Origin of the sequence: Polycladomyces zharkentensis (assembly GCF_016938855.1) — a bacterium.
GTDB classification, from domain to species: Bacteria; Bacillota; Bacilli; order Thermoactinomycetales; family JIR-001; genus Polycladomyces; species Polycladomyces zharkentensis.
Genome location: NZ_JAFHAP010000008.1, coordinates 553521 through 567201, shown reverse-complemented (window position 1 = coordinate 567201; position 13681 = coordinate 553521). Strand labels below are relative to the sequence as shown.

At 52.5% G+C, this 13681-nt stretch carries 15 protein-coding genes; 12 read left to right on the top strand and 3 right to left on the bottom strand.

Annotated features, from left to right (window positions below):
- Positions 1-23: 23 nt before the first annotated feature.
- The 6 genes from spoIIIAC to JQC72_RS10015 are packed head-to-tail and all read left to right on the top strand — an operon-like array spanning position 24 to position 3694.
- Positions 24-230, top strand: coding sequence for a stage III sporulation protein AC (spoIIIAC, locus tag JQC72_RS10040; protein ID WP_205495199.1), 207 nt, complete (start codon positions 24-26; stop codon positions 228-230).
- 9 nt (positions 231-239) lie between these two features.
- Positions 240-635 carry a stage III sporulation protein AD gene (spoIIIAD, locus tag JQC72_RS10035; protein WP_335342439.1) on the top strand — a complete coding sequence of 132 codons (396 nt, stop codon included), beginning with the start codon at positions 240-242 and terminating at the stop codon, positions 633-635.
- 12 nt (positions 636-647) lie between these two features.
- Positions 648-1832: a stage III sporulation protein AE gene (gene spoIIIAE, locus JQC72_RS10030; RefSeq protein ID WP_302104682.1), complete on the top strand. Its 1185-nt coding sequence runs from the start codon at positions 648-650 to the stop codon at positions 1830-1832.
- A 12-nt stretch (positions 1833-1844) separates the two neighbouring features.
- Positions 1845-2495 (top strand): stage III sporulation protein AF, encoded by a 651-nt coding sequence (gene spoIIIAF / locus JQC72_RS10025; RefSeq protein ID WP_205495195.1) that lies wholly within the window; start codon positions 1845-1847, stop codon positions 2493-2495.
- 13 nt (positions 2496-2508) lie between these two features.
- Positions 2509-3129, top strand: coding sequence for a stage III sporulation protein AG (gene spoIIIAG, locus JQC72_RS10020; RefSeq protein ID WP_205495194.1), 621 nt, complete (start codon positions 2509-2511; stop codon positions 3127-3129).
- 13 nt (positions 3130-3142) lie between these two features.
- Positions 3143-3694, top strand: coding sequence for a SpoIIIAH-like family protein (locus JQC72_RS10015; protein WP_205495193.1), 552 nt, complete (start codon positions 3143-3145; stop codon positions 3692-3694).
- Positions 3695-4222: 528 nt separating this feature from the next.
- On the opposite strand, the gene aspA is transcribed toward JQC72_RS10015, so the two are convergent.
- Both aspA and JQC72_RS10005 read right to left on the bottom strand, forming a co-directional pair.
- Positions 4223-5650, bottom strand: a complete 1428-nt coding sequence (gene aspA / locus JQC72_RS10010) for an aspartate ammonia-lyase (RefSeq protein WP_205495192.1) — start codon at positions 5648-5650, stop codon at positions 4223-4225.
- 208 nt (positions 5651-5858) lie between these two features.
- A complete protein-coding gene (locus JQC72_RS10005; RefSeq protein ID WP_205495190.1) occupies positions 5859-6866 on the bottom strand; it encodes an asparaginase in 1008 nt (335 codons plus the stop codon).
- A 223-nt stretch (positions 6867-7089) separates the two neighbouring features.
- Here JQC72_RS10005 and JQC72_RS10000 point away from each other — a divergent pair, with 223 nt between their 5' ends.
- From JQC72_RS10000 to JQC72_RS09985, 4 genes are all read left to right on the top strand, one after another.
- A complete protein-coding gene (locus JQC72_RS10000) occupies positions 7090-7452 on the top strand; it encodes a helix-turn-helix domain-containing protein (protein WP_205495189.1) in 363 nt (120 codons plus the stop codon).
- A 129-nt stretch (positions 7453-7581) separates the two neighbouring features.
- Complete coding sequence (locus JQC72_RS16745) at positions 7582-7842, top strand: class I SAM-dependent methyltransferase (protein ID WP_205495188.1); 261 nt, start codon at positions 7582-7584, stop codon at positions 7840-7842.
- A 525-nt stretch (positions 7843-8367) separates the two neighbouring features.
- Positions 8368-9003, top strand: coding sequence for a YhbD family protein (locus JQC72_RS09990; protein ID WP_205495187.1), 636 nt, complete (start codon positions 8368-8370; stop codon positions 9001-9003).
- Positions 9004-9711: a polymer-forming cytoskeletal protein gene (locus JQC72_RS09985; RefSeq protein WP_205495186.1), complete on the top strand. Its 708-nt coding sequence runs from the start codon at positions 9004-9006 to the stop codon at positions 9709-9711.
- Between the two features lie 97 nt (positions 9712-9808).
- Here JQC72_RS09985 and JQC72_RS09980 read toward each other — a convergent pair whose 3' ends face one another.
- Positions 9809-10684 carry an alpha/beta fold hydrolase gene (locus tag JQC72_RS09980; RefSeq protein ID WP_205495185.1) on the bottom strand — a complete coding sequence of 292 codons (876 nt, stop codon included), beginning with the start codon at positions 10682-10684 and terminating at the stop codon, positions 9809-9811.
- A gap of 455 nt (positions 10685-11139) precedes the next feature.
- Here JQC72_RS09980 and JQC72_RS09975 point away from each other — a divergent pair, with 455 nt between their 5' ends.
- Together JQC72_RS09975 and glpK are read left to right on the top strand one after the other, a co-directional pair.
- Entirely contained in the window at positions 11140-11853 is a 714-nt protein-coding gene (locus JQC72_RS09975) for an MIP/aquaporin family protein (protein ID WP_205495184.1), read from the top strand.
- 231 nt (positions 11854-12084) lie between these two features.
- The gene (glpK, locus tag JQC72_RS09970) at positions 12085-13578 is read left to right on the top strand and encodes a glycerol kinase GlpK (protein ID WP_205495182.1); all 1494 of its coding nucleotides are present in this window, start codon (positions 12085-12087) and stop codon (positions 13576-13578) included.
- Positions 13579-13681: the final 103 nt, after the last annotated feature.

The following is a 13681-nucleotide window of genomic DNA, read 5'->3' as shown; positions in this document are numbered from 1 at the left end:
TTGGAGGTGGAGGGACGTAAGCGATGCCATTTGACGTCGACGCCGTCTTTCAAATCGCGGGGATCGGGATTATTGTGGCGATGATTCACACGATCCTCAAACAGATGGGAAAAGAGGACTGGGCCCATTGGGTAACGCTGATCGGGTTTGTCGTGGTACTCTTCATGGTCGCCATGCTGATCCAGGACCTGTTTCAAACGATTAAAAACGTCTTTTTGTTCCGACCGTGACGGGAGGCGATCCCGGTGGAAATCATTCAGGTGGTTGGCCTCGGATTGATCGCCACGTTTCTCATCCTGATCATCAAAGAACAAAAACCGATGTTCGCATTTCTGTTGGCCACATTTGTCGGGGTGATCATTTTTATCGCATTGGCAGATAAAATCGCCGATGTGATCCGGGTGATCGAATCCCTGGCGGAAAAGGCGAAGGTCAATACGCTTTTCCTGGGTACGATCCTCAAGATTATCGGCATTGCCTACATCGCCGAGTTCGGTGCGCAAGTGACGCGGGACGCCGGTCAAAATGCGATCGCGTCCAAGATTGAACTGGCGGGCAAGATCCTCATCATGGTGATGGCGATTCCGATCATCACGCTGATCATCGAAACCGTGATGCAAATTTTGCCCTCATAAGGATGATGGATGATGCACAAACGATGGTCCTTACTGATGTTCTTGTCACTTTTCTGGATCTTGGCGCCGTCGATCGTACAGGCTGCCTCGGAAGCGTCCTTGCAGGATCACGTAGTGAAGACGCAATTGGATCAATTGCAGACACAGGAGTTGGAATCCTACTGGAGACAATTGCAACAGGAGTACGGCAAGTTTTTTCCCGGTCAACAACCCCCCGGCTTGTTTGACCTGATCTTGTCCAAATCGCGGGACGGGTTTCAGTTGAGCGACGTGTTGGAGGGCATGTTGCGTTACTTTTTTCACGAGGTGCTGTACAACGGAAAATTGCTGGGCACCATCATCATCCTGACGGTGTTCAGCATGTTGCTCCAGACACTGCAAACGGCGTTCGAGCAAAAACAGGTAAGCAAAGTGGCGTATGCAGTGGCGTTCATGGTCATCATCATCCTGGCCATCGACAGCTTTTCCACCGCCGTCGACTCAGCCAAATCGGCGATCCATACCATGATCCAGTTCATGATCGCGCTGGTGCCGCTCGTGTTGACGCTTTTGGCTTCGATGGGCAATGTCGGCTCAGTCGCGATGTTCCACCCGCTGATCGTGTTCATGATTCACGCGATCGGTACGTTGATCTATGCGGTCGTCTTTCCGCTCTTGTTTTTCTCGGCGGTATTGGGCATTGTCAGCTGTTTGTCCGAGAAGTACAAGGTGAACCAGTTGGCCAATTTGTTGCGCAGGATCAGTGTCGGCTTGCTGGGGTCGCTGCTCACGATCTTTCTCGCCGTGATCTCGGTGCAGGGGGCTACGGCGGCGGTGGCGGACGGTGTGACGATTCGGACGGCCAAATATGTGGCAGGCAACTTTGTTCCCGTGGTGGGGCGCATGTTTTCCGACGCGGCGGATACGGTGATCGGGGCGTCTCTCTTGGTCAAAAATGCCATCGGTATGGCAGGCGTGTTGATTCTCCTCCTGATCAGTGCGTTTCCTGCGGTCAAGATTTTGTCGCTCGCTTTCATCTACAACTTTTCGGCAGCGGTGATGCAACCCTTGGGCAACAGCCCGATCATCCAATGTCTCAACATCATCGGCAAAACACTCATCTATGTGTTTGCGTCGCTGGCCACTGTGGGGTTGATGTTTTTCCTGGCCGTCACGATTATTGTCGCCGCGGGAAATATCTCGGTCATGATGCGGTAGGTGATGGGGATCATGATAGAACTGATCAGCGATTGGCTGCGACAGATCGTACTGCTTGTTCTCATCGCCACGTTTATCGATCTCTTGTTGCCCAATCATTCGATGGATCGGTACGTGAAGCTCGTCATGGGTCTTTTGATCATCCTGGCCATTTTGTCCCCTGTCTTTTCCCTGATCCGCAAAGACTGGGATGTCTCTGCCTTGGCCTTTCGGAACGGCGGTACCGATGTACAAGACATGACATCATTGGAATCCATCCGGCAACGCGGGGAAACGTTGAGCCGGACGCAGGACCGGCTGATCAAGGAGCAGGCAGAGGACCAAATGGCTCAATCGATCCGGCGGGAGGTCGAGAATCGTTTCCACGTCACCGTTACCTCCGTACATGTCCAAGCCGCTCCACCTGCAGACAACCGACCGCCCGGTGTCTCGCTCGTTTCGCTGGTTGTCATACCGGAAGACCCCGGATCACGGGAGGGACGGACGTCAGTGGCACCGGTCAAGGAGGTGGGACCGGTCGAGATCGACACGATGAAACAGGAACCGGTAAAGCAGGAGGGGGCAGGGAACGAGGCGCTGTACCGCCGTATCCGCACCTACTTGGAGGAGACATGGCATTTGCGCCCCGGCCAAATCCGCGTGTCGGTGGAACAAGCAGGTTAGGGAGGGGAATCCGGTGTTCAAACGGCTGTTGGAACAGTTGGAAGGAAGCGGCGCACAAGGGAAATCACGCATCCAACCATTTCGGTGGTTGATTCTGCTGGGGTGTTTGGGGGCCGGGTTGATGATCCTCTCTTCATTTTTCTCCGTCCAGAATGAAGTGGTTCCGTCGGATTCCGCCCGCCAACTGCAACCCGCAGTGGAAAGCGCAGGAAGAAAGTCGTCGGAAAAAATGACGATCCATGATTACGAAGCAGAGTATGAATCGCAACTGTCCGAAACACTCAGCAAAATTGTCGGAGTGGAAGATGTCACCGTGATGATCAACATGGCATCCACGGAAGAAGAAGTGCTGGCCCAGGATTCGCGGACGCAGGAGCAGACGACTGAAGAAAACGACCGCAGAGGGGGGACGCGTAAGATCCAGGAACAAAGTGAGGATGAAAAAGTGGTGCTGTACCGGGGAGGAGACGGGGAGCGACCCATCGTGGTCAAACGGTTGAAGCCGAGTGTAACGGGAGTGTTGATCGTAGCCAAAGGGGCGGAAAATCTGCAGGTGAAAGCCGCTATCATCGAAGCCGTTCAACGGGTGCTGGACGTCCCGATCCACAAGATCGCCGTATTGCCAAAAGGGTGAAGGAGGGGTATTCATGACCATGAACAAGCAAACCATGTGGTTGGTGACGATGCTTACCTTGATGGTGGTGTTGTCCGCTTATTATATCGTGACCGGCCCGGTGGAGCCGGCCAATCAGGCGGCTCAGAAGGAGAAAGGACCTGCTCCGGCGGATGTGAGTGTCAAAACGACCAAATCGCCATCCGACGCAAATAAGGCGTTGTCGGAGGAAAATAACAGCGATTACTTTGTCGGATACCAATTGCAGCGAAGTACGCTCAGGTCCAAAATGACGGAGGAATACATGAAAATACTGACGGACCCCGAATCAAGCCCGCAACAACTGAAGGAAGCAGAAGCGAAAATCAACCAATTGATGAAAGTAGACAAAACGGAGTCCGTTCTGGAAGAGCTGATCCGCAGTGAGGGATATCACGATGCCGTCGTGATTACGAACGATCGTCATGTGGATGTGATCGTGCAGGCGGACCAATTGGCCAACCGGCAAGTGGTAAAACTGATCGGTCTGGTGAAAGAACGGTTGAACATCCCGGCAACACAGGTGTCGGTGGCCTATCGGCCTTGAAAATGAGGAGAAAGACAAGTTCACGGACCCGATATCCCGTCAACGCTCCCCAGCCACGGCTGGAGTCGCCCCATTTATAAAGAGCGTGCGGGAAAACCCAGTCCTTCAGGGTTTGGATGAAAGCGAGCGTCGGACGCGGGAGGGCTTTGTCCCTCTCGCAAGTCCGACAGAATTTTTGGTACAATGGAGTCGAGAAGTGCGAAACCATTGAAAACGACTATGCGAGCGAAAGCACGTTACGAAAATGAACCCGGGCCTGGAAGAAGCCATCGTGGATGGATGTGGGTTGCCACGCCGGATGGAGCGAGAAGGCCTCTGGTGCTTCAGCCGTTTGGGGCAAGTCACCCCCTGCTATTCTGAAGGAGGTTGGCCGTTTTCCCACAAGCGCCCCTGGAGCCTGCAAAAGAAGAGCGAGAGGGAAAACGGCTCACCCGAAATCGGGATGGCAGAGCACTTTGCAAATCTCACGTCGTTTCTTCTCTGCTGAAAAGGGCTTTTCGTATGGCGATGGCGTTCGGTGTCGATCCGTCACTGTTTGTCCAACAGAGAAGCACCGGCGATTCCGGGATGCGTCATTTCGTAAGGGTCCAGTATGAGGTCCAGTTCCTCTTCGGTCAGGACATCATACTTCAGACACAATTCCCGGATCGATTGTCCTGTCAACACAGCCTCCCGCGCGATCCGGGCGGCTGTTTCATATCCGATGTGCGGGTTCACGGCGGTGATGACGCTCACGCTCTTTTCCACGTACTCCTTTAAACGTTCTTTGTTTGCTTGGATTCCGGACAAGCAATAATCCGTAAATACGCGAAATGCATTGTTCATGATGCTGATCGATTGCAGCAGGTTAAACACCAGGACGGGTTCCATCACGTTCAATTCAAGCTGTCCTGCTTCGGATGCCAAGCAGATGGTATGATCATTGCCGATCACTTGAAAGGCGACCTGGTTGATGACTTCCGCCATGACGGGGTTTACTTTTCCGGGCATGATGGAGGAGCCGGGCTGACGGGCCGGCAGCGTAATTTCCCCGAGTCCCGTGCGGGGACCGGATGCCATCAGACGCAAGTCGTTGGCGATCTTGGACATGTTCATCATGCACACTTTCAGTGCCGCAGAGACTTCCGTATACGCATCCGTGTTCTGTGTGGCATCCACGAGATGATCGGCACGCACCAACGGATACCCGCTGATCTCGGCCAGATGTTTGACCACACTTTCGATGTAGCGTGGATCGGCGTTCAATCCCGTGCCAACGGCTGTGGCACCCATGTTGACTTCGTACAGATGCTGGCGCGATTGCTCAATCCGTTTGATGTCGCGTCCCAACACCCGGCTGTACGCTTCAAACTCCTGACCGAGTCGGATGGGGACGGCATCCTGCAGATGGGTCCGCCCCATTTTGATGATCGGGTCGAATTCCTCCGCTTTCTTCTCAAACACTTGATGCATGTGTTTCATGGTTTCCAGCAGTTGATCCAAAAGCGTCAACGTCGCGATGTGGATCGCGGTGGGGAAGACGTCGTTGGTCGATTGGGACATATTGACATGGGTATTGGGACTGAGAGCGAAATAGTTCCCTTTTTGCTCTCCCAACAGTTCCAGCGCGCGATTGGCGATCACTTCGTTGGCGTTCATGTTGATGGATGTTCCTGCTCCGCCCTGGATCGGATCCACGATAAATTGGTCATGCCATTTACCGTCGATGATTTCCTGTGCGGCTGTGACGATCGCGTTTCCCAAGCGGGGATTCAGGCGACCGATTTCCATGTTGGCGAGGGCGGCCGCTTTTTTGACCATCGCCACCGCCCGAATGAGCGATTTGTCCAGGCGGTATCCCGTAATCGGGAAGTTTTCTTTTGCACGCAGTGTTTGGATGCCGTAATATGCGTCAGCGGGGATGTCTTTTTCCCCGAGAAAATCTTTTTCCTTGCGATATGCAGATGCTTGGATCATCGGGTTCACTCCTTTGCATCGTATCGATGGCGTGTTTGATGAATCGATCCGTATCGCTTTCCCGGCTCGCACCACGGCGGAATCAGGCTGTTCCGAACCGGGGTGCAGTGCGCGGGCAAAGTAGTACGCTTCGCTTGAAGCAAATTGCCCGCGAATCAAGGTGGGGGCTTGGGAACTCGCTGCCTGGGAATCCGTTGCAGCGTGGGATTTACTGACACAACCCAGACGAAACGGAAATATCGTCAGCGATGGGTGTTTCCATAATCCGTTTCACTTCTTTAAGATCGGTTGTCTTGCCCAAAGCCCACATCAATTTGGGGACGATCGCTTCCGTATTCATGTCCCTTGACAGGATGATCAGGTTTTGAGCGGCTTTTCGTCCCACTTCATACAGCAGAATGTCTTCGCCTTCTTCCAGGCATTGTGTGGTGATCACCACCGCAATGCCCGCATTGGTCAGCTCTCTCAGTTTGGGCAGCAGATTTCTGCCTTGGAACGGGATGCCACCGCTCCCGAAACTCTCGATGATCACACCTTTATATAGATGACGAATGCAGTCGAACAACTCGGGTTTGGCTCCAGGGTGCAATTTCATGACAAACACGTCCGGGCACAGAGAAGTATCCAGAATCGGTTCGCCCTGTTTTTTGGCGCGGACGGATTTGTAATACGTCACGTCCGTCCCGTTGATATATGCAACATACGGATAGTTGATACTTTCAAAAGCGTCGTAGCTCTTGGTACGCATCTTGACGGCCCTCGTGCCTTGAATCACCTTGCCGTCGAACACGATGAATACGCCGCCGATCTCCTCGCATGCAAAGCGAACGGCATCCGCAATGTTTTTCTTGGCATCAGTCCGTTTGAAACTGATGGGGACTTGGGAACCGGTCAGGACGATCGGTTTGGTGACGTTTTGCATCATATAGGACAGGGCCGCGGAGGTGTAGGCCATCGTGTCCGTCCCGTGCGTGATGATAAAACCGTCGTATTGGTCATAATGCCGATAGATGGCTTCCGCGATCTCGACCCAGAATTCCGGTTGCATATTGGTACTGTCAATATTCATCAGCATTTTGCTTTCCAACTCATAATCTGCTGTATCCTTCGGCAGGTACCTCGCCAACTCTTCTGCGTTCATTCCCGGGGTCAGTCCTTCCTCGCTCGGAACGGATGCGATCGTTCCCCCGGTGGCCAAAAGCAGCAATTTCTTCATACCCCTTCACCTCTTCCACGCGCAGGATTTCAGCATGAATGCAAACGATCCCGGATCATGGTTGCGAGAAACAAATGAATCATTGTATATTAACGTAGAGTGTACGCTTATTGCGAACGTTCATGAGTAATTATAGGGTGAATGAGGGCGCAAATCAAGCAAAATGTACTCGTTTCGCGTACTTTTCATGGTGTGTCAAAATGGTTGAGAAGGAGGAGAGGCGATGCTCCTTGACAGAATCATCGGTTTGCGAAAACAAAAAAAGTGGTCCATTCAATATACCGCTGATCAACTGGGGATTGCCAAAAGCACCTATGCCGGTTATGAATCGGGATACCGCCGCCCTTCACTGGAGGCGATCAAGAGCATCGCGGATCTGTTTGACACCTCGGTGGATTATCTGATCGGTCGTGTCGACGATCCCACCTTTTGTCCCGAAGGAAAGGAAATCGAATTGACGCGGTTGTCCCGACAAAAACTGACCGTGGACGGACAACCCCTTTCGGAAGAAGAGATTCAGCAACTGATTGCCTTCATCCGAGCCAAACGAGAGATTGCCGGAAACGGAAATGCGGGCGATGATTGAAAGTGCCTTGAAGAACGACGCCGGTTGACCCTTCACTTGCGTTTGTTGATGCAGTCACTCTTCTCAGTTGACCGTGGTTTCCCAGTTTGTTAAGATATTGTCAATATTGGGAAAAATGGAGGAACTGACGTGCAGCATACGCAAAGTGCTTGGAAAAACGATCACACGGTCTCGTTTTACTTGGAAGGAACTCGGCAATCCATTCCATTTGCTGCCGAGCACCTATTGTTGCTGGAGCAATTGCTGGCTCAGCATCCGCCCCGGTTGTTTCTGGATCTGGGGTGTGGCGACGGTATTCTCAGTCATTACCTGATGGATCGCTTCCCCCATTCCCAAGCCGTACTCGTCGATTTCTCCGGTCCGATGCTGGAAAAAGCGGGGCAACGATGAAAAAGGGATAAAACCGGATTGGTTTCATACAAATGGATTGATCCCAGTCCAGGTTGGGTGGATTAACTTCGGGTCATCTTTTGACAATGTCGTATCAGGTTTCTGCATTCATCACCTTTCCCACAGCTGCCTCCAAAATGGCGTGGAGTTCCTGAGTCGGAAGCATGAGTCCTCCCATGACCCGTATGCCGGAACCTTGTTTCACCGCAAGATGTCCGATTCCTTGGTTGCTTGCCACTTGCGAAGCGGAACCGGTCGTATGGAGAACAAATTCGGAAAAAAATAACGGGATGATGACCGGGAATAAAACATCGTGTTGTCCATTGAAGTCCCGTGTGATTGGTTGCGCACAACGGCTTTTCCCATGTGGACATTTGCCTGAAATGGTTGGAAACAGCCATCTTTGGTGGTTTGAAGCGTTGATACGGAGGCTCCCATATGGGAGCTTCTTCTATTATGCTGATGACGATTTACAACGTAACATTGTTATGTTATATTCGATATCGAGAGAGGAGGTGGCCATCCATGGACGAAAAGTTGATCTCCAAAAAGGAATTGTTGCGACTCACCGGCATTTCATACGGTCAACTTTACAGATGGAAGCGGAAGAACCTGATCCCGGAGGAATGGTTCATTCGCAAGTCAACCTACACGGGTCAGGAAACCTTTTTTCCGAAGCAGAAGATATTGGACCGGATCGACAAGATCAAACGTATGAAAGATGATTTGTCGCTGGATGAAATCGCGGAGCGATTGTCCCCCAATCTTGCTGAGGTGATGCTGCCTGTTGAGGAGATCATCAAACGTAACATTGTTTCGAAAGAAGTGTGGGATCTGTTTGCTGATGAGTGGAACGGGGTGAAGACGCTCCATTTTGAGCAAATCCTCCGCTTGTACGTCATAGCCCGCACACTGAAAACGGGCGATGTCAGCTTGGAAGAGGCACATCGCGTCTGGTCCATGTTGGAAGCACATGCGTCCCGTGTTCGGGAACAAAAGGGGGAGTTGTGGGTCATCCGCAAAATGGGGATCGCGATCAGCTTGTTGACCGATTCCGTTCAGGATCTGTATATCGAAGCGGATGCCAAGGTAGTCGTACGCCTTTCTTTGGCACAATGTGCCGAAGAGCTGAAGATCCGCATGATGGACGGAGGGGTGTAAATGGAAAGGAAAGAGCGCCGGGATTTTGTCGTGGCCGGAAGGGCCAGCACTGCCGGTGGCGAATTTGACCGCGTGTCCATCCACGGTGACGGGCACGTGGACGGAGATTTGGCGTGTACGGAGTTGAAGTGTCACGGGAAGTCGCACATCACGGGTAACGTGAAAGCAAGCGATGTGAAGGTATACGGCTCCACTCGGATTGACGGCCGTGTGGAATCTGAAGAGCTCCAGGTTCGCGGTCATGCAGAGGTCGGCGGACACTTGTCCTGCCGGCAGATGGAAGCGGAAGGGGTACTCCATGCAGGCGGTCCCGTGACGGCAGAAGAGATAACTTTGAAAGGACAGCTCAATGTGAAAGAAGATGTGGAAGCGGAATCTTTCTCAGCCAAGGGTATTTTCAAGATCGACGGTCTCTTGAACGCGGGACAAATCGTGGTGCAGCTGTACGGAGACTGCCAGGCGAAGGAAATCGGCGGCGAAAAAATCGAGGTGCGGAAAAAGGGTTTCTCATGGTTCAAGCCGTTCTCGCATCACCTGGAGGTGGATACGATCGAGGGGGATGAGATCCACTTGGAAAACACCCGGGCAAAAGTGGTGCGGGGCAATCGCGTCACCATCGGACCGGGTTGTGAAATCGGGTTGGTGGAGTATCACCATCATTTCCACCGGGATCACGGTGCGAAAGTAAAGGAAGCAAAGAAGCTGTGATGGAGAATGAGTCCCCACCCAAGATGCGACGGTGCATCCGAGTGAGGGACTCTTTGTCATCGTCATCCTCCAACTGCAGATCATGGAACATTTTAGTTCAAGGCAGTACCGTTGCCGCTTTCTCCGCAACGTCGGGTTTTTGCACCAGTTCCAGATGATCGTAGGAATCATAGGTGGCGAGATGAATCGCTCCTTCGATATAGGCGCTGCTCGTCGGAACCAATCCGTCACTGTCGGTTTGGTGTTTGATGAACAGAGTATTCCACCCCACGAAGTTTTCTCCCTCCACACCCCACGTATCGTAACCGTCAGCATCTCCCTGAACCGTATAGATTTTCCCGCCGTTATAAAGGGGAGCTCCCTGAACCGGATACTGCTGGTTAAACTTTTCCACCCAGGCAGGTTTCAGATTGGATTGCGCTTTTTCGCCGCCGTAGATATATTTCGCGGCAAATTCATAGTCATCCGCCAGTGGAGATCCATGGTGCGGAGTACCCAGGGTGACCAGTCCCGTAACGGTTCCGGGGTGATCGTAAATGTAGCGCCGGGCGACCAATCCACCTTGACTGTGGGCAATGATATCAAATTGCTTGCTGAGGCCGTATTCCTTTTGAAGGATTTGCACTTTTTCGTGAACCTGATTCGCCCAGTCCGCAATATACTCCGTTCCGGCCGTATTGTCATTTCTGCCGATAAAGGTGACGGTTTTGCCGTTCAGCGTCCGGGTTTGCACCTCATTCGAATCATTGGCATAAATCACGTACACATTGCCGGAACCCCAGGCATTCGCCACTGTGGTTAAAAAACTGTCGCTCCACCGATGACCGTTTCGCAGTCCGTGCAGCAAAACCAGGTCGTATTTTTTTGCGGCGGTTGACTGGGTGGCCTTTACCTGGCCGGGGGCGGCTTGACCGATTCCCGGTATGGTCAGAGTCAGTGCCACCAGAAAAGAGAAAATCCAAGTTTTGCGCATCGTCATATCCCCTTTCTCGGATCAACATTCATGTTGAATCATGAAAAAAGGTCGGTTAACACCAGCTGAATATGCTGAGGTTAAACGACCTTCTCCATGATCTCCGATCGCGTGACAGCGTTTTCACTTTTATGATTTTTCATTATAGTATAGGTTTCACCCGAATTCAACCTGATAAACCCATATGTTGCAAAATACAAGCGCTTCTTTCGTTCCCGGAGGATTTCATACAGAAAACGCTTGCAAAAAGGAATCGGATGTTGTAAAATCGGATTTGCGATGATTGGAACCGCTTTCGATTTGTTCCCTCACAAGTTAATCGTGGATGAGAGACGGAGAACCACAATATCCTTTCAACGGGGTTGAAGGGGATGTTGTGGTTTTTTTCATGAAATTGACTTCCAATAATTCTGTATCATCAGAATAAATAGACATACTAAAGAGGAGGGAGAACATTGTCTCATTTTCTCGCCGAATTGATCGGCACGATGATTCTGATTATCTTGGGAGACGGTGTGGTTGCTGGTGTCGTGTTGAACAAATCCAAAGCGCAAAACGCAGGTTGGGTGGTGATCACCTTCGGCTGGGGTTTGGCGGTGATGGTGGCCGCATATTGCGTCGGCCATTACAGCGGTGCCTATATCAACCCGGCCGTCACCGTCGGTTTCGCGATGGCGGGGAAACTGCCGTGGGCCGAAGTTCCAGGCATGATCGTGGCGCAGATGATCGGGGCGTTTTTGGGAGCGGTCGTGGTTTGGTTGCATTACTTGCCCCATTGGAAAGAAACGAACGATCCCGAAGCGAAATTGGCTGTATTCTCCACCATACCGGCCATTCGACATACATGGTCCAACTTGTTGAGCGAAGTGATCGGTACGTTCGTGCTGGTGTTGGCCTTGTTGGCCTTTGGTGCCAAAGGGGTCGTTTTCGCCGACGGATTGCAGACACTGGTGGTGGCGTTATTGGTGGTTTCGGTCGGGATGTCGCTCGGCGGCACCACCGGTTATGCCATCAATCCTGCCCGGGATCTGGGACCGCGCATCGCCCATGCGCTGTTGCCCATACCCGGCAAGGGGAGTTCCGACTGGGGCTATGCCTGGATTCCCGTAGTCGGTCCGCTTGTGGGCGGTGTGCTGGCATCTTGGGTTTATTTGCAGTTATTTCAGTGATTTATTTGTAAGCGCTTGAAATGCGTGTCGTTCTGATGATGCTTCCGATTTTGGAAAAGGGTGGCCGTTTTCCGGCAAGTGCCCATAGATGTGAAAGGCGAGAGAGAGAAAACGGTGCACCCGGATCAACACAATCACCAATCGAAAACAGAGCGAAGGCAGGCGACGCGAAGATTTCCGGATTTTTGCCAGAAAACTCGCTCGAAAGGGAAAAATGGGAGGGGTTTGAAGATGGAAAAGAAATACGTGTTGGCCATTGACCAGGGAACCACCAGCACTCGGGCGATCATTTTTGATCGCGAGGGAAAAGTGGTCGGAGTGGCGCAAAAGGAGTTTACCCAGATTTTCCCCAAACAAGGCTGGGTCGAACATGATGCATTGGAAATTTGGGGTTCCGTGCAGAGCGTCATCCATGAGGTATTGGCCCGTTATCCGGTCGCGGCCCAAGAGATTGCGGCGATCGGGATCACCAACCAGCGTGAGACCACCGTGGTCTGGGACAAACATACGGGTGAACCGGTCTATCATGCAATCGTGTGGCAATCCCGGCAGACGGCCGATATATGCGAACAGTTGAAAGCTGACGGTTACGAAGAAACGGTTCGCAACAAAACCGGCTTGCTCATCGACGCCTATTTTTCCGGTACCAAGGTGAAATGGATTCTGGATCATGTTGATGGGGCACGGGAAAAAGCGGAACGAGGAGACCTGCTGTTTGGCACCATCGATACCTGGCTGGTGTGGAAGCTCTCCGGTGGACGGGCCCATGTCACCGACTATTCCAATGCATCCCGTACACTGATGTACAATATCTTCGATTTGCGTTGGGATGATGAACTGCTGGAGATGTTGACCGTTCCCCGCTCCATGTTGCCCGAAGTGCGTTCATCGTCTGAGGTGTACACCACCACCGATCCGACGCTCTTTTTCGGGGAAGAAGTACCCATTTCCGGCATCGCGGGTGATCAGCAGGCGGCGTTGTTCGGCCAGGCTTGTTTTGAGCCGGGCATGGCCAAAAACACTTACGGCACCGGTTGCTTCATGTTGATGAATACGGGGGAGAAAGCGGTCCGCTCGGGGCACGGACTTCTGACCACACTGGCCTGGGGGCTGGACGGCAAGGTGGAGTATGCGCTGGAGGGCAGCATTTTCGTCGCCGGTTCGGCCATCCAATGGTTGCGGGACGGGTTGCGCCTGATCCAAACGGCGGCGGAAAGTGAAGAGTTGGCGCAAAAAGTGAATGCCAATGACGGGGTTTACGTCGTACCGGCATTTGTGGGATTGGGTACGCCCTACTGGGACAGTGACGTGCGCGGGGCGGTGTTCGGCTTGACGCGCGGAACGAAAAAGGAACACTTGGTACGGGCTACTTTGGAATCCCTTGCTTATCAGACACGGGACGTGTTGGGCGCGATGGAGGCCGATGCGGGCATTCGCCTGAAAAAGTTGCGCGTTGACGGCGGTGCCACCGCCAACAATTTCCTGATGCAGTTTCAAAGTGACATTCTCGGGGTTTCGGTGGAACGTCCGGTGGTGCTGGAGACAACCGCGCTCGGTGCCGCCTACTTGGCTGGGTTGGCCGTCGGTTTCTGGTCCGACAAACAGGAGATTGCAAAGAACTGGCAGGTTGACCGCAATTTTGAGCCTGAAATGGATCACAATACGCGGGAAATGCTGTATAATAAATGGGTAAAAGCGGTGGAAGCAGCGCGGGTGTTCAAGTAAACCTGCTGTTTGTGACAAGTTGATACACGGTGGAGACGGGAGACAGCCACAATACCTTATGTGTGCGCATAAGGGATTGTGGCTTTTTTGTCAAATAATAGAA